The following is a 20054-nucleotide window of genomic DNA, read 5'->3' as shown; positions in this document are numbered from 1 at the left end:
CGTTATTTGCCTCCTTTATCTAAGGTAAAGTCCAGCTGAACCGTCTGACCGGGTTGCTTCAGTGGCTTGCCATCAACAATCTTTGGCTTGTACTTCCACTTCTTCAGTGCTCGGATCGCTTCTTTATCAAATAAACGTTTTGGCTCTGCTTGAATAACTTCAACGTCATCGATACCACCGAGTTCGTTGATAGTGAAGCGAAGTTGTACCCAACCTTCTTTACCATCACGAGCCGCAGCAATTGGATACTGTGGTTCGATACGAACGATAGGCGTAGCATCACCATCGCGAGTCATCATGTTGCCTAATTTAAAACCAGTACTTGCACCACCAGCCTCTACACCACCCATATTGAACGACATTGCTGTATCAATATTACTTGATGAATCAGGTGGCGTTGTATCAGGCTTCTGTGGTTGCTCTGGTGGTGGTGGTGGCTTAGGCACTACCCTTGGCTTATTCTGTGCTTTTGAATCCTGTCTATCCATAGTGATTTCAATTACAGGGGTCTCGGCCGATGTTTCGCCGCGCTGTGCGCCGCCACCGACCAAGAACGCCATAAAAGCGAACAGACCAAAAGTCACAGCAGCACCAATAATGATCGATACTAGTGCTCTTAGCATATTAATCGTTCCCCGCAGATACCGAAATTTTATCTATACCAGCTGCTTTCACTTGGTCTAGAACTTTAACAACTAAGCCGTGCATTGCGTCTTTATCAGCCTGAATCAATACAGCTGCTTCAGGAGCTTCAGCCAGCATACGCTCAACGTTTGCTGTTACACGTTCGATATCAACCTGACGGTTTTCCATCATGATCACGCCTGTTTTACTGACGCCGATAAAGATGTTAGCCGAAGGCTTTGAAGTCGCTTGTGAAGCTTTTGGTTTGTTGTAGTCCAAACCAGATGGTTTCACGAATGACGTTGTTACAATGAAGAAGATTAGCATGATGAACACGATGTCGAGCATCGGTGTCATATCAATTTGCGCTTCCTCATCTATACTGGAATGCTTTTTACGTGCCATGTTCAATCTCTCTCTAGTGGTGCGGCATGCTGTCTTTTAGCTTTTCTAAACTGATTTTCATTTTGGCATCGAGGCGAGTACTGAAGAATACTCCCGATAATGCTGCAACCATACCTGCCATCGTAGGCATAGTCGCCATTGAAATACCAGCTGCCATCAAACGAGCATTACTCGTCCCCTGAACTGCCATCACATCGAACACTGAAATCATACCGGTTACGGTACCTAACAAACCTATCATTGGACAAATTGCCACTAAGGTTTTAATAATCAGCATACGTGCATTCAAATCTTGCTTCGCTTGGGACATCCAAGCTTCACGGATGCGGTGTGCATACCAAGAGGTCGTTTCCTCTCTTGCGTCCCATGCAGCTATGATTGCTTTATGTTGCTTTGGTGATATCCAATTAAGATACCAATAACGCTCAAGCATCAATACCCACATTAAGAACAGAACACCCGCTACAAGCCAGAGGACGTCGCCTCCGGAGGCCATGAAGCCCCTGACGGAATCCCAAATGTCCATCAGGTATAGCGTCATTAGTCAGCCCTCTTCTCAGCATGTGCTGCGATAATACCAGCGCTTTGCTCTTCAAGGATCTGAACGATTGACTTACTACGGGCAACAACCACTGCATGCATTAACATTAACGGCAGAGCAGCAACCAGACCTTGAACTGTAGTGATAAGCGCCATAGAAATACCGCCAGCCATCAGTTTTGGATCGCCAGTACCAAATAATTGGATACTTTGGAATGTTGCAATCATACCCGTTACTGTACCTAACAGACCCATCATAGGTGCGATAGCGGCCAATACTTTGATGATTGAAATACGCGCTTCCAATGCTGGAGTTTCTTTAAGAATCGCTTCATCCAATTTCAACTCTAACGTTTCAACATCAACGTCTTTGTTTTCTTGGTAAACTTTCAAGATACGACCTAAAGCGTTATTGCCAGGCTTATCGACGTTCTTACGTTGGCTATTCACGCGAGCACCAATAATCGTCATAGTGACAAGGCGTTCGATAGAGATTAATAAACCAAGTGCCAACAGAGCAATAATGATGTAACCGATAGTACCACCAGCTTCTAAACGATCTTCAAAGCTAGCTTTGTTGGTGAAGATGTTTAGCAGCACGCCGCGTGCAGGGTCAACATAGAATGGCGCAGTACCTGAAGTGATTTTTTCCCAGTCAGCAACAGCGCTAACTTGGTAACCTTCTGGTTGTTGAGATAACTGCTGAATTAAACCTAACTCAGGGTTATAAACAACGTACTTGCCATCAGCAGTTAAGTTGTAAGCACCAACACGATGAATAGTCGTTGTTTTAACGCTACCGTCGATTCCAGTAACTGAACCTTCAAACTTAACAACCTTGCCAGACTCAGCCATTTCAAACAGCTGTTCTTGCCAAAATTGCTCTAGCTCTTCAATTTTAGGTAATTGTTTACGTGCACCTAAATCAGCGATGAATTTATCACGATTTGGGTATTGAGCACTGATGTTTGAGCTTGCCAGTTTACCAGCGAAATCACCGGCTTCACCTTTAACCACACCAAACATCTCACCCAAGTCACCTTGAGCAGTTTTCAGATCTTCTTCTAACTGAGCAATTTTACGCTCGTTATCTAAGAACGCTTGGTTTAAATCTTTGCCGCGTTGTTTTTCAGCCGCTAAAGCATCTTTTTCGCGCTTTAACAGTGCAGCTTTATCACCACGTTCAGCTTGGAATTCTTGCTCACGTTTACTGTTGATTTTGCCTTCTGCAGCACGTTCAACTTTAACTTGTTGCAATAATTGGTCAATCGACTTAGGCGCATCTGCAGCGCTAGCCATACCAGCAGTTAAAGAGAAACTTGCAGCCAACACAGCTGTAGTAATTAACTTCTTCATTATTGTGCAGTCTCCGCAGCAGGAATTGGTAACGCAAATAGATCTAGAGCACCTTGTTTACGGGCAATGCGGATACCTTTAGTCAGTTCACGCAAATAGCTGTCATCTAACTTATCCCAACCCTTAGATTCTGGGTTGTACATCCAGCCAGTCTTTTGATCTAAACTCTGTGCATAAAGAGCAACACGACCTAAGTTAAAGAAGTCAACCAACACTTCTTTGCCATCTAGGTTTAACTTACCTTGGTTAACAGCAACCGCGCTACCATATTCACGCTCGATGCTATAAGCATCAAGGATTAAACGGTATTTTTCGGCTAAGGTAACTTCAGCAGTATTAAGAAGGTTTTTCAGCTCATTAACACGATTAGTACGTACTTCAGAGTTGAAAGGTAAATCTAATTGAACGAATTGTTCTAATGATTCAACCATTTTAAACATTAATGGCACAACACCTTGGCGAAGTTTATCAACACCATTAATGTCGCTTTGTACTGAATCCATTGTCTTTTGTTGATCAGCAACTAAGCTGGCAACGTAATCGTTATATGATTTCAGTGATTCACGCTCATCCGCGACAGAACCATACTCAAAAAGCATGTCTTGTGCTTGATCGAAATACTTATCAACATTCTTTTGCGACGCTGCAGCATCAGCATGGATCATACTATCCGCTTTCTGCACGTCGGTAAGAGGATCTGCAACCACTAAGTTGCTGCTCGCTAATGCCAGCACGCCAACAAGTGCAGTAGCGATTTTTGTTCTATTGCTTACCTTGGACATAGTTCCCAACCAATTTGAAGTGAATAAAAAGGTTTAACTTACCAGCAACAAAACGAGAAGCAAAAAATGCTCGCCGAAAAAATTACTGTAAGTTCGTCTTTCTCTTGTGATTCTTAGTTTTTTCTTCCCTTTTCTACGCCCTTACAGGCATAGACCCGCTGGCATCATTTCACAAAATGTTGACCTGTGTCAACATTTCAGCCGACTAAAAACTAGTGTAAAGATGCGCTATGAATAAAAAATTTTACGAAAGGTGTTTTTTTAAACAAAATATCACCGAAAAAGTTAATTTAATTGAGAAACCAAAATATAATATCGATAAAAAACATTAAATTTCATAATCTTGAGATGAACCACCTTTGAACCAACTGATTTTGTTAATTAACATTTTTCAACATGAAACTAACTCAAGCAGGTAATCTTTACTTACGCCTAGACTTTAGAACAATCCTTTCTACAGAGTATTTTGCAACCTGTACCGGTCTGGATGGCTGATATTACCTATCTGCCATAGCAAAATCATGAAGTCTATTTAAGCTTGCTAACCGATGCCTAGTCACGAAAAATCGTGGGCTATCATGTTGATGATTATTTCAAAAAGATAGTTGCTAACAGCGTACAAACAAGCACAAAGGCTGCTGCAAGATAAAGATAAACCGCTGATACACCACTCAGAACGAGGAATACAATACTGCTTAAACGCTTATCAAGCGGTTCACAGTCATCATTGCGTGACATGCTCAATGGCAGACGGATAGGACTGCTATCAAAATACGTTAGCAGAGCGAGTAAATGGCATATTGAATAACACATAAGCTAATAACGCTGCAGGAAGCGTGACAGATGGTGGCAGAAGCCGTCGCCATATATAATCAATGACAGCCCCATTTGGCCTTAAAATACAAAACGCCCGATGAGGTTCATCAGGCGTTTTAGGTACAAATAAATGTCAACTTATTTCAGGATGAAACAGAATAAAATCTATTCGCTACATTTAGAACTTCATACTTGCACGAACAAAGAAGTAACGACCTAACACATCATAAGTGTAAGGGTCAGTGTTCGAATCATTGTTACCAGTATAGTAAGGAGGTTCTTTATCAAAGAGGTTGTTAATACCACCTGATAAACGAATATTATTCGTTAAATCATATGAACCTGATAGGTCATGGTAAACAACACTATCTACTGATGGAGCATAACACTTAGACTCTTTACCAATACACGCGAATGAGTCCATTCCATCTATATAACGAGCTTCGTATGTGAAACTCCAGTCATCAGCAGTCGCGGTAAGATTGATATTACTCTTCAGTTTGGCATAAGCACCAACACCACCAGTGACATAACCACGGTAATCAACAGGATTACCGTCAGGATCAAACTCTTCATAGTTAGTTAAAATCGACGTATCCCAACCTACTTTCCAATCAAGTCCTAAGGCATCAAATGCATAGGCCACGTTGATATCGTAACCAGAAGTGTTGGTAGCACCAATGTTTTGTAATCCATTATCGAACTTAATTCGACCACTGTTATCAATTTGGATATGTGAAGATTGACACAGTGCAGTGTTTGTATTGATAAGGTTGCCAGTTGAATCCATACATTTATTTGCAATGTAGTTATTATCAACAGAAGTAATTGTGTTTGAAATCTCAATATCGTAGTAGTCAACTGTCATCGACAGCCCTTCAACGAAGCTTGGTGAGTACACTAAACCTACAGTTGTAATGTCAGCCTCTTCAGGTGTGAGTAACGCATTACCACCCACAGTTACTTCTGCTTGATCTTGCTCAGTTGCAGGGTGAACAATTTGTTCAAATGATGGAGATTTACCACCATACAACTCATCAACTGTTGGTGCGCGGAATGCAGTAGATAAGCCGCCTCGTAACATTAAATCATCGTAAATACGCCAAGTTAATCCGAGCTTCCATGTGGTATCATCACCAAATGTACTGTAGTCGAAGTAACGCATTGCTGCGCTTAGATCTAATTGCTGAACTAAAGGTATGTTACTCAGCAATGGGATGGCTAATTCAGCATAAACTTCATTTACGCTGAAATCTCCACTTGTTGGCTCAACACGAGGATCATTCGCGAGTCCCTGTGCAGTCAAAGAGTCAGGAGTGAACTTTGCTGCCTCTTTACGGTTTTCATATCCAGCGGCAAATCCCATCATACCAGCAGGTAATTCGACAATATCACCTGATAAAGTTGCAGCAACGATATCCAGTTCACTACCGCCACTGTTAACTTCAGTGTAAATAAATGGAGCAATGCTTTCCCCCTGCCATGAAGACTGAAGGAACGGATCAAACGTACCTTCCAGTACCGCTGCGTTTATTGAGCCTAAGTTGTGTAAGTTTGCTAGTGTATCGACCGAGTCATTTCGGCCCTTGTTGTATGATGCATCCCAGCTCCAGCCATTTTCGAACTCACCTTCAACACCAACAACTATACGAACAGTATCAACAACTTGATTAAAGTCACGGGTACCAGATTCAACCATACGGCGACCATAAGATAACTTTTCACCTGGTTGAACCCAAGGAAGTAAGTCATCGGTCATCCAGCCACCGGCTGAAATAGGGTTATAGACCCAAGCATCATTATTCCAAATTGGTTGAGGTGCCATTTGTTGATTTGACCAACGCTTGGAATACATTGCTTCAGTAAAAAAACGAGTATTTTCGGTTAACTCATATGTACCTGCTAAAGTCAGGTTTAAGCGCTCCATAGGAGTGAAAAGGTAACTATCTTTGGCATAGTTATATGCATCATTAGCAGTAACATAATCATGATAAGTACCACCTCGGCCGCTTAAATCAGCTTCAGACATGCCATCAAAATATTTAAATTTTGGCTTTCCTTTACCGTCATCAACATATTCACCATAGTGCCCTTTGTCACCAATAGCATACGCACCATCCGGACCTGTGCCATCGATTCCAAAGTTGTTATCCCCCCAAACATGACCGCCTTGAGCGTAACCACTACCTCCACAATACAAACTGACATTACCATTTGCATCAGGTTTGGTTTCAGTTATCGGGCAGTCAGAAAAACCGCGGTCAGCTTGGCTAGCTTCACCGCGCTTAGTATATTGAGCGCTAACAACGATATTACCTTTATCGAAGGTGTTACCCAAAGTCATATCAATTGATGACTCATCAGCATCACCTTGAGCAGAGAGCCCTGTTTGAACGTTGACTTCAAAGCCCTCAAAGTCTCTCTTAAGAATAACGTTTACCACGCCAGCGATAGCATCAGTACCATAGATAGCGGAAGCCCCATCTTTAAGGACTTCAACGCGTTGAATCATAGAAACAGGAATAGTGTTAAGGTCCACACTAGAAGCAGCCCCTGTTCCAGATGCAATCATACGGCGACCGTTAACAAGCACTAAAGTACGGTTAGTACCTAAACCCCTTAAGTTAATACGAGTATTACCACCCGAACCGTTGTTGATACCAGCGTTGGTCATCGCACCACCCGCTGATGTCATTTTTTGTAAAACTTCATCCACTGAAATTGCGCCAGATGAAATGATTGCCGAAGCATCAATTACGCTCACAGGGCTAGCAGTTTCCATATCTGCGCGTTTAATACGTGAGCCAGTTACTGCAATACGTTCAACTTTTGCCCCATCTTCCTCTGCTGCAAAAGTGAAAGGTGCATTTAATACCGTAGCTGTCATCCCACCAATTAGTGCTAAACGCACTGATTTGGTCAGTAAGTTATTCTTATGCATTGTCTATCTCCCTAGATATTTGTTATTTATTATTTTTTATTCCGTGCAACACCCCCACAAAATAACACGGGAGCATACACAGGTGAAACAATAAAAGCACACAAGAAACACAAAATCAACAAATACAACTATAGGGCGACAAATTTAAAATATAGAAATTAAATTAAGAAAAATAAAAACTTAAAATACAAAAGCTTAAGCAATTACAGTATAAGACCAAAACAAAAGCATTAAAAAAGCATGTCTAAATTACCACGCGCAATTATTGGTCACAGAGGAATTATTTTCATCCAAACGAAGACTTTAATTACACATAAATATTGCAAAATCATATAATTATAAAAGCCTACTGAGCTACACCTAAAATTTATACTGCTAAGTTCAGTACCAAGGTGGGATCATACTTTGTTAACAGTAGGGAACTGATTCCTATCTGTATTATCTGATCGGGCATGTTATTCTACTGAGCCTAATCCATGTCCTCAGGGCTGGATTAAGCTTTGTTAAATCTCTTAACCAAAGAAAATCTCGCTTCTAAAATCGCCATTCCATGCTGCTTTTCTTATCTTGGTTGGTTTGCTGGCTTTTAGCGGATGTTGCTCTAAAAGGTTCAGCACGATACGCCGAAATAGCGCCATCTTCTTCGCGTTTTCACGGTCACCAATCCTTGAACAGTCTTCCCTAAAAGTGACGTCAAGCACCCAGTGTTGCAGGTTCTCGATGTGCCAATGCTGACGCACCGCTTTGGCTGCAAGTTCGACATCTAGCGGCAAAGAACTTAAGTAATAATCCGTATTTATGGTTGTAATGCCTTTACATGTTCGTTGACGTTCAACTGCAATGAGTGACTTGGCTGATGGCCACTTTTTCGCGAGCGCCTGTGACAGCTTTGCTGGAATTTGAAACGTTGTGCGATGCTCCTTACGGCCATGCCCCTTGTCATCCTCTTCGATACTCAATATGTCGACGCCGTCGTTATCCCAGTGAGGTTGAAATTGCATCTCAATGGCCTGCCTCAGTAGCGGTTGGTTGCCTTTGACCTGAACAACATAGTCGCCTTTTGCTTTGATGATTTGTTGAAGCGTTTCCCGCTGGCAGTGAAGTGCATCAAAGGTTACAACAGCATCTTTAATGTCTAACATGTGCAACAGCGCTTGAACCGTTGCGATTTCGTTACCTTTGGTCTGTGTATCTTGCTGATACAGCACAATTCCTTGTTCGGTATCAAAGGCCGAAACGAGGTGTAGCGCATTTTTAGCACCATGTTGATTAACAGCACCCCGCAAGGTTTTGCCGTCAATAGCGATCAATGGCTTGGATGAGGTTTCTCTTAAACTATTTGCCCAACCAAAGAGCGTTAACACCAGTATTTCGGTATCAATAACTTTAATGATCCGAGCAATGGAATGCCGAGTCGGGATCCCTTTGTCAAAATCTCGATGTTTACGTAGCCAAGATAGGTTCTCTTGGCCGAATTCTTCAATAGCTTGCCAGCCATCACAACCTGAAGCGATTGCGGCTAAAACAAGAAAAATAATATCAACTAAATCATGGTCTAGGTTGATGTGAGAGCGAGGGTCTTCGATGAGTTTCAAGTGTTCAAATAAGGACATGGATTAGGCTCAGTAGAATAACATGCCCGATCAGATCATGTAGATAGGAAGAAGTTCCCTACTGTTAATAAAGTATGATCGCCCAGCAAGGCGCATGTGTTAACGATACTACGGATAATAGCCAAGAGTTTGCGAACCATGAAGAGATAGCAAACACACTAGCTACTAAGGTGTAGTTTGCGCATCCTTATCGTTCTTGTGAATAATAAACAACTCAAAAAATATGCAAAAAAGCCAGTCATTGCTGACTGGCTTTTTGGGTAATATCTGAAAAGGTTCTTACTTTAAAGAACCTTGAAACTTAAAGCGTGTAACGGATACCGATTGCTACGCCATCAGATTCAGAAAGTGCCATTCTGGCTTCTTGGTCTTTATCTGCGCTGGTGAAATCGCTGTAATCTTTACGTGCTTCTATGTACAGAACTGTGTTTGGATCCCATACAAAGTGCAATCCGACCACAACAAACTGACGTTTAAATTCATCGTTTGGATCAGCATTGAAGTTAGGCTGGATGACATAGTCTTTACCCGCATCAAGCACGTTGTAAGAAATGAATGGACGCAGGCCATTGTCAAACTTGTAAGAAACTAAACTTTCAATACCATAGGCATCTTTGATCAAACGACCAATATTATCAGTGTCATGGTTTTCTTGTCTGTTAAAGTTCGCTGCGGCATATAAACCATCGTTATCGAAGTTACCCCAAGTGATGCCAGCACCATAGATAACATCGATAGCAGTTCTTTGCTCACCATTACCAAAACTCACATCAAACTCACCACGGTTAACACCCGCAGTTAACGTCAACATATCAGTGGCTTTATAAGTCAGCGCGCCACCATAGGTGTAGTTGTACTCAACTTGTTGAGCCGCTTTATCACCGCTTTCCCAGTTCGCTTGACACTGAGCTTGGCTGATATCATCCGTAGTATCACAGGTGTAGAAGCTGCTGTTTTTTAACTGCGCTTGAACTGCGAAGCTAACATCGCCAAAGGCATTGCGATACTGGACCGTTTTATCACCACGACCCACGCCGTTTACCGCGCCGTCATCTTTGTTATAAGTGTAAACACCTGCAGTGTTGCCGTCCCACACAAAACCGTAGTTAGTGTTGTAAACGACATCGTACCAAGCGCCCCACTGCTTACCGATAGTCAGTGTTCCATAAGTGTCGTGGGACAGACCAGCGTAACCTAAACGGTTATAGAAGAACTCTTCTTGAACAGATTCGAAGCGATTGTTATAGACAATATCGCTATTACCAACTGGGTTTACACCCCACTCTAATTTAGCAAAGGCTTTCCAACCGTCAGTCAACTCACGATTAAAACCAAAATTAATGCGAGATGCGCCGTTAACAACCTCTGTTTCCCCTTGAGTGTTGATCACGCGTGCATCAATAAAACCACCGATTTCTACGGCATTTTTATTATCTTTATAGATCTCGATAGCTGAGACTGATGGTACTAAAAACATGGCTGCAAGCGCAGTTGCTACTAACGTCTTGTTCATTTGGTGCTTAACCTTTTTTTGTTTATGTTTTGCCAACGTCATTCCGTTGTTATATTTCCTTACAATTTCCACTTAAAGGGTAGCAAATTTTCAATATCTCCTCAAAGCGAAACCTAAAGAATATGTCGATTAACATCACAAAAACAAACCAGTTAACCTCTATAAAACAGGTTAAAACGCTACATTCGCCACTTATAGCAACACATGAAGAACATTAAAAACACTATATTAACAGCAACTGCTTTGACGCAATATCCATGTAGTTTAGTTTCATTATCGAAAATACCGGCTCTGCAATAGGGCCAATTTGCTTATCAATGTAGTATTGGTAATCAATTGGTGACGTTCTGTACAGTAAGGGTTCCGGTCCATTTACAGTAATCAGGTAATCAATTTGCGCTCCACGCTTGCCAAAAGTGTTGTCACCTGTTATGTCACATAGTTGCTGGGCGACTTTAACATGTGGTGAAGATTTAGCCGTGTAATCTTCGATATTGCGCCGCATGCGTTTACGAAATACCAAATCATTATCCAACTGACCATCAAGCAATTTTTCAAACACGCTGGCTAAATAAACACTGATATCCCTTTGGTTAAACATTCGCTCATAGAGTGACTCTTGGACTTTGCGCGCTAAGGGACTCCAATCACTGCGCACTTGTTCCATACCTTTAAAGATAAGCTCAAGTTCATCGCTCGCATTGCGCCACGCGCCAACATAACGCTTTTTACTGCCTTCTAATGAGCCTCTTAAGGTTGGCATAAAGAACTGCTCGTAATGCCGTTCAAACTGTAACTCGAGAAAACTCTCAACTTGGTGATCAGCACAGATCTTAGACTGCCACTTAGCATTGATATCCTGCGCCAGAATGTTACCCAAGGCGTTAATGTCTGAGAGATCAGGCTCGCTGCCAAGCCAGACAAAGGTCGAATCCGTATCGCCATAAATCACTTGATAGCCCATCTCTTCTATCCATGCGCGGGTTTGTTTCATGATTTGATGGCCACGCATAGTGATCGAACTTGCTAACTTTGCATCATGGAACACGCAGCCTTGAGAACCTAAAACCCCATACAGCGAGTTCATGATAATTTTTATCGCTTGGGATAACGGCGCATTATGTTCACGCTTGGCCTTTTCTCGCTGCTCAGATAAGGTTTGGATAAGCTTAGGTAAAATAGGCTGTTGCCGACTGAAACGGCCGCCGAGAAACCCCGCAACACAGTCAGACTCAGGCAACTGCAAGCCTTCAATCAATCCCTTAGGATCGATCAAAAAGGTGCGAATAATGGAGGGATACAGACTTTTAAAATCGAACACTAAGATGTGTTTATACAGGCCCGGCACAGAATCCATCACATATCCGCCAGGACTTTCAATGCCATCACTGGCAGGCTCTGCTGGAGCGACATAACCCGCTCGATGTAAATGCGGTAAATACAAATGATTAAACGCCGCCACCGAAGCCCCTACTCGCCCAAGTTCTAAACCTGTCAGTTCGGCACGCGCGAGGGCAAAATCCCACAATTGAGTGTGAGTAAAAATATCCCATACTAGGCGGCTATCGGTAAGATTATAATGCGCTAAGGCTTGTTTATCGGTCTTAAACAGCTGGTCAATTTCTTCAACGCGATTATCGACGTTATGAATGGCCTTGCCTTCACCTAATAATTGCCGCGACACAAATTCAAGCGAGAAACGCTCAAAGTGATAAAAAGCCGCCTTAAGCCAATCGATACCATCGAGTACCACACGGCCCGGTAAGACTAAGGTTTCTGGGCGAAATTTATTATCAACCTTCCAATCGAGCTTAGCGCCACCGCGGCCAATGGTGAGTGGAATACGGTGTAATAATGCACGGCGTGACAATAGCGCGAGATCGAAGCTCACCACTGACCAACCGATAATAAAATCAGGATCAAACTCATGGAACCACGCGATTAATCGATGAATAAGTGCAGCTTCATCGACCACCCATTCAATATACTCGGGGGCGTTTGATTCAGCTTCGCCCACCATAATCACTTTTTCATAAGTCTGCTTGAGGCTGCCTTGCCCCTCGTCTCGGCCACTGTCTTGACCATATAGCGCCACCGAATAGAGTAAGCCCTCAAAGCTGCATTCAAAATCCAGTGAGATACAGCGTAAATTCACCGCCGTTAAAGGGGCAATACTCTTAGCCCGCTCGGCGATAAACACGGGCAGCGAGTTAGCCTCAAGACTGTCGCTAGTCGGCGCAGAGAAATGCCCTAAAAATGCCACATCCAGCGCCACAAACCGCTCGATTAAATAACGCTGTTCAGGGCGAATATCCGCTTCAAATAAAGGGATATCGGCATCTTTTGCGATGCGCTGTAAGGTACGTAAGCTGTTGCTGGATTTTGCATAAACTCCACTGACGGCGCCGCCTTTAAAGCTTTTGAGCGCTAACGGCACAAACCGCAATGCTTGACCCGGCGTTTGTAACTGTAAAGCCGCCACATCCGTTTGATGACAAAAACAAATGTGTTCAGTCCCTTGCACTTCCACCAGCACAGGACCTTGGGCGGTCGCCAGATAATACTGCAACACTAAACTCCCATGACGATGAATCGCATGGCGTGTTAAGACTCGACCTTGTACACTAACGGCCGCGGCAGCCTCTGGCTTCATCGCATGGGTTCCCAAATCGCATAGCTTGTCAATTTAGATGGTTCCTCAATTTAAATGCCGCCAAATGGCAGAAAAGTTTCTTAGGCTATGCAATCACTGTTATTATGTACAGCATTAATTCGATAAAGTAGTGACGCATGTTACCTGACAATGTAAAAACCCAGATCCGCGCCATCTATAAGGATATAGCTACCGCCTTGCCTAATTTTAGGCCGCGCCGCGAACAAAACTATATGGTGGCGGAAATCTCTAAGACCCTCGCTGGCGACTATGACAAAGATAGACGCATTATCGTGGTTGAAGCAGGGACAGGTATCGGTAAATCATTGTCTTATATTCTCGGTACCATTCCACTGGCATTAGCGAGCAAGAAAAAAGTCTGTATCGCCACCGCGACCGTCGCCCTACAAGAACAATTACTGCATAAAGACTTGCCCTTCTTCCTTGAGCAATCCGGTTTAAATTTCCGTTTTGGCTTAGTCAAAGGTCGACAACGCTATGTGTGTCTATCGAAACTGGCAATGCTCATCGGTGACGACAACAGTACACAAATGGCCATGTGGCAAACTAAGCCTGACAACAGCCAAGTAGCTATGATGCATGGCCTGTTAAAAGACTATAACGAAGGTCGCTGGAATGGCGAAATCGATACCTTAGCCGTACCGCTGCCCGATCACCTGTGGCAACAAATCGCCTGCGACAAACACAGCTGTCATCGTCAAGTCGCCAGCCACAGAAATTGCCCGTTCCATAAAGCCCGTGAAGATGTCGATACCTGGGATGTACTCATTGCCAACCACAGCTTGTTATTCGCCGACTTAGAGCTCGGTGGCGGCGTGATTTTGCCCGATCCCGAAGACGTGTTTTATGTTATTGATGAGGCTCATCACTTACCGATTGTGGCGCGGGATTTCTCCAGTGCTCAGGCCACGCTGAGGGGCGCCTGCGACTGGCTCGAAAAAATTGGTAAAACCTGCGCTAAGTTGCAAAACCAAATAAAGAGCAACAACATTATTGCTCCTGCGCAGGCGATGCAGGATCACTTAGGCGATCTTATCAGTCAGCTCAATCAAGTGGCCCACTACTGCGACACCCAAACTAAACACTTTGCTAATCCTGAGAACCGTCTGCGTTTTGAACACGGCAAACTGCCGGACTCATTACTCATTCTGGCTGAAAACCTTGCTGTAACGTCTAATCTTGCCCTCAAGCAGTTTAATAAAATGCTGTCACTGCTAGCAGAAGCGATTAAAGATGGCGATATTCCTAAACATCAATCCGAAGCACTGTTAGCCGAAACCGGATTTATGCTGCAAAGGCTCGAGAATCTACAAAAATTGTGGAGGATGATGGCCAAGGAAGATAAACATAAAGGTGCGCCTATGGCGCGCTGGGTGGAGCTCATTACAGGTAAACAAGTAGATTATCTGTTTAGCGCCTCGCCTATCGAAGTCGGCTTTATGCTGGAATCTATGCTGTGGCAAAAAGCTGCGGGGGTAGTCTTATGCAGCGCCACACTGCGCGCGCTCAATAACTTCGACCATTTTGTGCATCAAGTCGGTTTGTCACTCAACGATGGCAGCCGTTATTTAGCCTTACAATCGCCCTTCGATTATCCCAATAACGCGACACTTTATTTACCCAAAATGCGCACTGAGCCGACGGATGATGCCTATACGGCAGAACTTGCCGAGCAAATCATTACTCTGATTGAAGGAGAAATGGCCACCTTAGTGTTATTCGCCTCCTACTGGCAGATGGAAAAAGTAGTTGAATTACTTGAGGGTAAACTCACCACTGAGCTACTTATTCAAGGCAATGCGCCACGGCAGCAGTTGCTCGAAAATCATAAAGCTAAGTGCGATAAAGGTGAACCGAGCATATTATTCGGCACCGGTAGTTTCTCCGAAGGCCTCGACTTACCCGGCGATTATCTGACGAACTTGATCGTCACTAAACTGCCCTTTGCGGTGCCAACCTCACCCGTTGAACAAGCCCATGCGGAATATGTCAAAGTCAAAGGCGGCAATCCCTTCTTGCAACTGACTATCCCAGATGCTTCACGTAAGCTTATTCAGAGTTGTGGTAGATTACTGCGTAAAGAACAAGATTATGGCCGAGTCACCATTTTAGATAGGCGGTTAGTCACTAAACGCTATGGCAAGTCCTTGTTGGACGCCTTACCGCCCTTTAGACGTGTCATAGAGTAGGATTAAAATTTGGAATTGTTACTCGAGCCCAGTCATTGGGCCCTGTTGGCAGTTATAGGTCTTATCGCTGGATTCATCGATGCCGTCGTAGGCGGCGGTGGCCTTTTGTCGATCCCCGCACTGTTAACCTTAGGCATTGCACCGCACACAGTACTAGGCACCAATAAATTAGCCGCCAGTTTTGGCTCTTCAATGGCGGCGTGGACCTATTATCGCCAGCACCTCTTTAAACCCTCGTTTTGGTACATGGCTTTTATTGCCACCTTTATAGGCGCAGTCTTGGGCAGTTTTTTAGTCTATTTAGTCGATACCCAATGGCTCGAAAAAGTCCTGCCCTTGCTGATCATTGGCATTGCCATTTACAGTTTAGTCAGCCCCAATGCGATATCGGACGTTAACTGCCAAGCCCCAAGCAGCAAACCACCTGCCAAGCAACAATGGCTACAGGGACTCGCTTTAGGCACTTATGATGGTTTTGCCGGCCCAGGCATAGGCGCATTTTGGACTGTCACATCAGGCTCTTTATACAAGCTGCCTCTACTACACAGTTGCGGCCTTGCCCGTGCAATGACCTTTACCAGCAACTTGACCGCATTGACTATCTTTGGCTGGCTTGGACAGGTAGAGTGGCAAATAGGTTTGTGGATGGGATTATGCATGATGTTAGGCTCATTTATCGGCGCCCGCTGCGCGATTAAATTTGGCATGCCCTTTATTCGTCCACTGTTTATTTTGATCGTGCTAATGATTGCAGCGAATTTGGCATGGAGCGCATGGTTGTGAACACCCAACAATTACTGGTGATGCTGAAAAATCAGCTCAAAGCCCTAGAGCAAGAAGTACTGCAGCACGATAATCGACTCGCGCCGCCGCAGCGTAAACTCCTGCAAGAAACCGAGCGCTTTAATCATTCACTGTTTGTCCAACACGGCGCCCAACTTGGCCCTTGTATTGAACAAATTCGTAGCAGCATTATACAGCTCGAAAAACAAATTAAGCTCAAACTCGCCCCCCAGACGATTGCCCTCAGCTGTGAGCGGATCCAAGACAGATTCACCGCCGTCAAACGGGCCTTACTGACGACCTCTATCGACATTAAGTCTAAAACTCAACAGCGTGCCAGTAGCCGCGCCCGTTTTGCCGAGCGTCAGAATCAGTCTCACCAAGCCAGCGGTTTCGATTGGATCGCCAATAACGTGATGCAAAATAGTCACGAGATCTATGAAGAATTGAACAAACACCTAAATTGGGCGAAAAAATTTGAACAAAAAATTGAAGAAATGGAATCAAAACTTGAAAACTGTCATAGTGCTGACAAAATAAAATTGCAAAATGACATCCTTTTGATGCATCGTCGTCTAGGAAAATGCAGGCAAGCTATTAGTTATATAGAAGATCGCATTCAAATATTCGAACGTCCGTATCAGAGTAATAATCGTTAAGGAGTAACAATTGAAATCACTTTTGCCAATCAGCAGCCTGCTAGTATTACTCGGTTCTGCTTCAGCCTTCGCCGCAGATCTCAACATTCCGATGTCTTTTGAGTACCTTGCACTCGATGGTAAAAAAGTCGAGTCCAGCGTATTCAACCATAAAAGCAGCTTAGAATTGACACCTGGCACTCATAAAATCGCCATTCGTTACCATGAGATGGTAGAAGACGATTTTAGCGATAGCCAAACCTTTGTTAAATCAGCCCCTTTCATCGTGACCTTAGACGTTGATGGCGACTATCAATATTACCTCCAAGCCGCCGAAGGCAAAGTCGTCAAAAAGCCAAAAGTTTACGCGCAAAACCCACAAATCAGATTGACCCGTAGCGACAAAGGCAACGTCAATTTCCAAGTGGTGAATACCAATTTAGAAGAAGAAAGCTTTGTCTCTCGCCTTTTCAGTGGTAATCAAGCTGTTGACGTATCGGGAACTGCCGCAGCCGCAACCGGTGCTGCAGGCGCAGTAGTAGCCGTTGCACCAGCACCCGTAGCGACATCGGCGACCGTTAGCGCGACGTCACTCACTGCCCCCGTAGACACCTCTAAAGCGACAGCCGCTAATCCACAACAAATGTTGCAATACTGGTGGCTACAAGCGGATGAGAAAACGCGTAAAGAATTTATGAGCTGGGCAATTTCACAGCTGTAACGACTTGAGATAACGAGGTTTAGTCAATATTGACTCTGATCCCACTGGTTTATCACGCCAGCTATTCCAAGCTGGCGCTTCCTCCTCACCACAGATTCCCTACAACCAAATACGCGCATTTACGGCAGTACTTACTCGATAATCAGCTGGCCACACCAGCCCAGTTTCATACGCCAACGGCCATGACAGCACAAGATGTAATGCAAGTGCATCAACGCGAGTACGTAGAGCAGTTTATCGCGGGCACTTTGCCAACTGCAGCGCTTAGACGGATTGGTTTTCCGTGGAGTGACGCCTTAGTCGAGCGCACCTTGCATTCTGTAGCTGGCACCACACTCACTGCTTCATTAGCCATAAATCAAGGTATTGCCCTGCACCTAACGGGTGGCTATCATCACGCCCATTACGATTTTGGCAGCGGCTATTGTATTTTCAACGACCTTATCCTCGCGGCAAAGAATGCTATCGCGAGCCAACAAGTACACAAGGTACTGATATTTGATTGCGATGTGCATCAAGGTGATGGCAGTGCAACCCTCAGCCAGCGACATCAAGGCATAATCAGTTGCTCAATTCACTGCAAAGAGAACTTCCCAAGTCGTAAGCAGCATTCCCACCATGATATTGAGCTGACCAAAGGCAGCGATGACAATCTGTATCTCGAAACCGTGGAGCAAACACTCGCCCTACTCATCCGCATCCATCAGCCAGATCTCATTCTTTATGATGCAGGGGTCGATATCCATCAAAATGATGATCTCGGCTTGCTTAATATCAGTCAAGAAGGGCTATTCAGACGGGATTTAACTGTGTTATCAATGGCAAAATCGGAAAATATTCCAATTGCAGCCGTGATAGGCGGCGGCTATAGCAGAGACGCACTACAATTAAGCCAAAGACACAGCCAACTTTTTATTGCGGCAAACCATTTGTGGTAGCAAACTCAATGAAAACCGTCATGGAGCATAACGATGCAACTCGAAATCCGTAATTACTACGAAGTTCTTTTAATGGAAATATTGTCAGATGAAGGACTTATGGACGAGCTTCCTGAAGACTATCTCGCCGACTTATGTTGTGTGACCTTAAATCAACTGCCTGTGCGCTACATACGCCACCTCGTCGATACCTACTTCTTTGAAGACTATAACGAGCTGCAAGAATTAAAGCGTGAGATCCAGACCGCACTCGAAAAGTCCCGCGCCTTCCTTAAACAAAATCTGCAAAAAAGATTACAGGAAGAAGCCGAAGCCAATCGTTAATCTCGAAAAAGACTGACTGATAAGAGTATTTTAGCCAGTGCAGTGGCAGGAAAGAGACAAACAATGGATTATCGTATTGCGTAAAGTATTCACGCTAGAAAGGATCAAAGGCAGAAAACAGAAATAGTCAGTTTGTTAGGATGTTGAATTGAACAAATTGATTAGAATAGAAACTGAATAAATAAGTTAAAAGGGATAAAACAGAGGGGATAATTGAATTGGAGGTTCCCCTAGAGCCGACACCCCGGCACACAAGTCGCTTGCTGCGGTTGCTCCCTTCCGGGCCTGGCCGAGTTCACAAGTTATCATTGCGGGGGGACCCTAGGGTCACCATAACTTCGAGCATTACTTTGAAAGAGATAAACCAAAGTGCTTGCTTGAACGCCGAGGATTATCCCCCATGCCTCCTATGGGATCAAGCGCTAATCGACAAGATCTGTTAATATCCCGCCTAACTGCACAATCTATAAGCAAGTGAAATGATTGAAATGATAAAAGCCTGCAAATGCAGACTTTTATAGACATTTCCCTGAGTTTCACTGTGTCAAACTTGGCATAAAGAAAATTCAACAAGAGTAAAACTCAATACATAATGCAGCTCAATCATCGCCAGAGATAATTACAACTGAATCAAATGACGATTCTGCTCAATCAACTTAGCCCCAACACCAGAGACATTGGCTAAATCATCGATTGCATTGAACTTACCATTTTTGGTGCGGTAATCGACAATCGCTTGCGCCTTAGCAGCACCAATCCCTTTTAGTACTTGTAGCTGCTCGGCTGAAGCCGTATTGATGTTGACTTGTGCAGCATCTGGCATGGCTTTCTTCGCATCCGATGCCATATCGCTCGCCTCAGTTTTGGCCTGAGTCTGCATTTTAGCGGCGGCTTTAGTCGGGGTATCTGCGGCGATTGCGGGCGTTGTCAACAAAGCCGTTAATGCCATGGCACTCATAATCGCGGGTATACACTTAGTGATATTCATAACTCTTCCTCTATTCCATGAATTGCGGCCTCTCTTCCTACTTCCGTGGCCTCAAATCAAAAATAGTCCAAGCTGTTATGAAATACCAAATCGGCACCACAAATATTCACCATTGCTAAACTTCATCTCTTAAGCCGATAAACCTAGACCTAACCATAGAAAAAGGGATACTAAATCGCATCCCTTTTATCATTCAAATAGTTGGTGGT

General features: G+C 44.0%; 16 protein-coding genes, 1 other RNA gene and 1 pseudogene. 7 read left to right on the top strand and 11 right to left on the bottom strand.

Features of this window, described 5'->3' with window-relative positions; genetic code table 11:
* Positions 1 to 2: 2 nt before the first annotated feature.
* From AYJ58_RS11085 to AYJ58_RS11065, 5 genes are read right to left on the bottom strand one after another with little or no spacing between them, the layout of a single operon-like run.
* Positions 3 to 623 (bottom strand): energy transducer TonB, encoded by a 621-nt coding sequence (locus AYJ58_RS11085; RefSeq protein WP_006087406.1) that lies wholly within the window; start codon positions 621 to 623, stop codon positions 3 to 5.
* Position 624: 1 nt separating this feature from the next.
* Positions 625 to 1029: an ExbD/TolR family protein gene (locus AYJ58_RS11080; protein WP_006081158.1), complete on the bottom strand. Its 405-nt coding sequence runs from the start codon at positions 1027 to 1029 to the stop codon at positions 625 to 627.
* A 13-nt stretch (positions 1030 to 1042) separates the two neighbouring features.
* The gene (locus AYJ58_RS11075) at positions 1043 to 1570 is read right to left on the bottom strand and encodes a MotA/TolQ/ExbB proton channel family protein (protein WP_006087405.1); all 528 of its coding nucleotides are present in this window, start codon (positions 1568 to 1570) and stop codon (positions 1043 to 1045) included.
* A complete protein-coding gene (locus AYJ58_RS11070; RefSeq protein ID WP_006087404.1) occupies positions 1570 to 2925 on the bottom strand; it encodes a MotA/TolQ/ExbB proton channel family protein in 1356 nt (451 codons plus the stop codon). Before AYJ58_RS11070 ends, AYJ58_RS11075 begins: the two co-directional genes overlap by 1 nt.
* Positions 2925 to 3707 carry a DUF3450 domain-containing protein gene (locus tag AYJ58_RS11065; RefSeq protein ID WP_106650162.1) on the bottom strand — a complete coding sequence of 261 codons (783 nt, stop codon included), beginning with the start codon at positions 3705 to 3707 and terminating at the stop codon, positions 2925 to 2927. The genes AYJ58_RS11070 and AYJ58_RS11065 overlap by 1 nt, the downstream gene beginning before the upstream one ends.
* Before the next feature lie 481 nt (positions 3708 to 4188).
* On the opposite strand from AYJ58_RS11065, the pseudogene AYJ58_RS11060 reads away from it, so the two are divergent.
* Positions 4189 to 4586: pseudogene (locus tag AYJ58_RS11060) on the top strand (transposase); the annotation flags it as partial.
* 115 nt (positions 4587 to 4701) lie between these two features.
* Here AYJ58_RS11060 and AYJ58_RS11055 read toward each other — a convergent pair.
* The 4 genes from AYJ58_RS11055 to AYJ58_RS11040 all read right to left on the bottom strand — a co-directional run bounded on the left by AYJ58_RS11055 (position 4702) and on the right by AYJ58_RS11040 (position 13243).
* Positions 4702 to 7464, bottom strand: coding sequence for a TonB-dependent receptor (locus AYJ58_RS11055; protein ID WP_106650161.1), 2763 nt, complete (start codon positions 7462 to 7464; stop codon positions 4702 to 4704).
* Between the two features lie 512 nt (positions 7465 to 7976).
* Positions 7977 to 9077: an ISAs1 family transposase gene (locus AYJ58_RS11050; RefSeq protein WP_106650160.1), complete on the bottom strand. Its 1101-nt coding sequence runs from the start codon at positions 9075 to 9077 to the stop codon at positions 7977 to 7979.
* A gap of 301 nt (positions 9078 to 9378) precedes the next feature.
* The gene (locus AYJ58_RS11045; RefSeq protein WP_106651806.1) at positions 9379 to 10590 is read right to left on the bottom strand and encodes a porin; all 1212 of its coding nucleotides are present in this window, start codon (positions 10588 to 10590) and stop codon (positions 9379 to 9381) included.
* A gap of 223 nt (positions 10591 to 10813) precedes the next feature.
* A complete protein-coding gene (locus AYJ58_RS11040; protein WP_106650159.1) occupies positions 10814 to 13243 on the bottom strand; it encodes a DNA polymerase II in 2430 nt (809 codons plus the stop codon).
* A 137-nt stretch (positions 13244 to 13380) separates the two neighbouring features.
* Here AYJ58_RS11040 and dinG point away from each other — a divergent pair, with 137 nt between their 5' ends.
* Genes dinG through AYJ58_RS11010 form a run of 6 tightly spaced genes read left to right on the top strand, consistent with a single transcriptional unit; the run spans position 13381 to position 18857 of the window.
* On the top strand, positions 13381 to 15453 hold the full coding sequence (gene dinG / locus AYJ58_RS11035; RefSeq protein ID WP_106650158.1) for an ATP-dependent DNA helicase DinG: 2073 nt from the start codon (positions 13381 to 13383) through the stop codon (positions 15451 to 15453).
* Between the two features lie 9 nt (positions 15454 to 15462).
* Positions 15463 to 16236 (top strand): sulfite exporter TauE/SafE family protein, encoded by a 774-nt coding sequence (locus tag AYJ58_RS11030; protein ID WP_106650157.1) that lies wholly within the window; start codon positions 15463 to 15465, stop codon positions 16234 to 16236.
* A complete protein-coding gene (locus AYJ58_RS11025; RefSeq protein WP_283107623.1) occupies positions 16227 to 16895 on the top strand; it encodes a primosomal replication protein in 669 nt (222 codons plus the stop codon). The genes AYJ58_RS11030 and AYJ58_RS11025 overlap by 10 nt, the downstream gene beginning before the upstream one ends.
* A gap of 10 nt (positions 16896 to 16905) precedes the next feature.
* Positions 16906 to 17595, top strand: coding sequence for a DUF2057 domain-containing protein (locus tag AYJ58_RS11020; protein WP_106650156.1), 690 nt, complete (start codon positions 16906 to 16908; stop codon positions 17593 to 17595).
* A 29-nt stretch (positions 17596 to 17624) separates the two neighbouring features.
* Complete coding sequence (locus AYJ58_RS11015; RefSeq protein WP_198555427.1) at positions 17625 to 18533, top strand: histone deacetylase family protein; 909 nt, start codon at positions 17625 to 17627, stop codon at positions 18531 to 18533.
* Between the two features lie 33 nt (positions 18534 to 18566).
* Entirely contained in the window at positions 18567 to 18857 is a 291-nt protein-coding gene (locus AYJ58_RS11010) for a late competence development ComFB family protein (protein ID WP_028760452.1), read from the top strand.
* 227 nt (positions 18858 to 19084) lie between these two features.
* Here the strand turns inward: AYJ58_RS11010 and ffs are convergent.
* Positions 19085 to 19182: signal recognition particle sRNA small type (ffs, locus tag AYJ58_RS11005), an RNA gene on the bottom strand.
* A 294-nt stretch (positions 19183 to 19476) separates the two neighbouring features.
* Positions 19477 to 19845 carry a ComEA family DNA-binding protein gene (locus tag AYJ58_RS11000; protein WP_106650155.1) on the bottom strand — a complete coding sequence of 123 codons (369 nt, stop codon included), beginning with the start codon at positions 19843 to 19845 and terminating at the stop codon, positions 19477 to 19479.
* Between the last annotated feature and the right edge of the window lie 209 nt (positions 19846 to 20054).

The sequence above is a fragment of the Shewanella sp. Pdp11 genome (assembly GCF_002838165.1).
GTDB lineage: Bacteria > Pseudomonadota > Gammaproteobacteria > Enterobacterales > Shewanellaceae > Shewanella > Shewanella hafniensis.
This window is presented reverse-complemented; position numbering and strand designations above follow the sequence as displayed.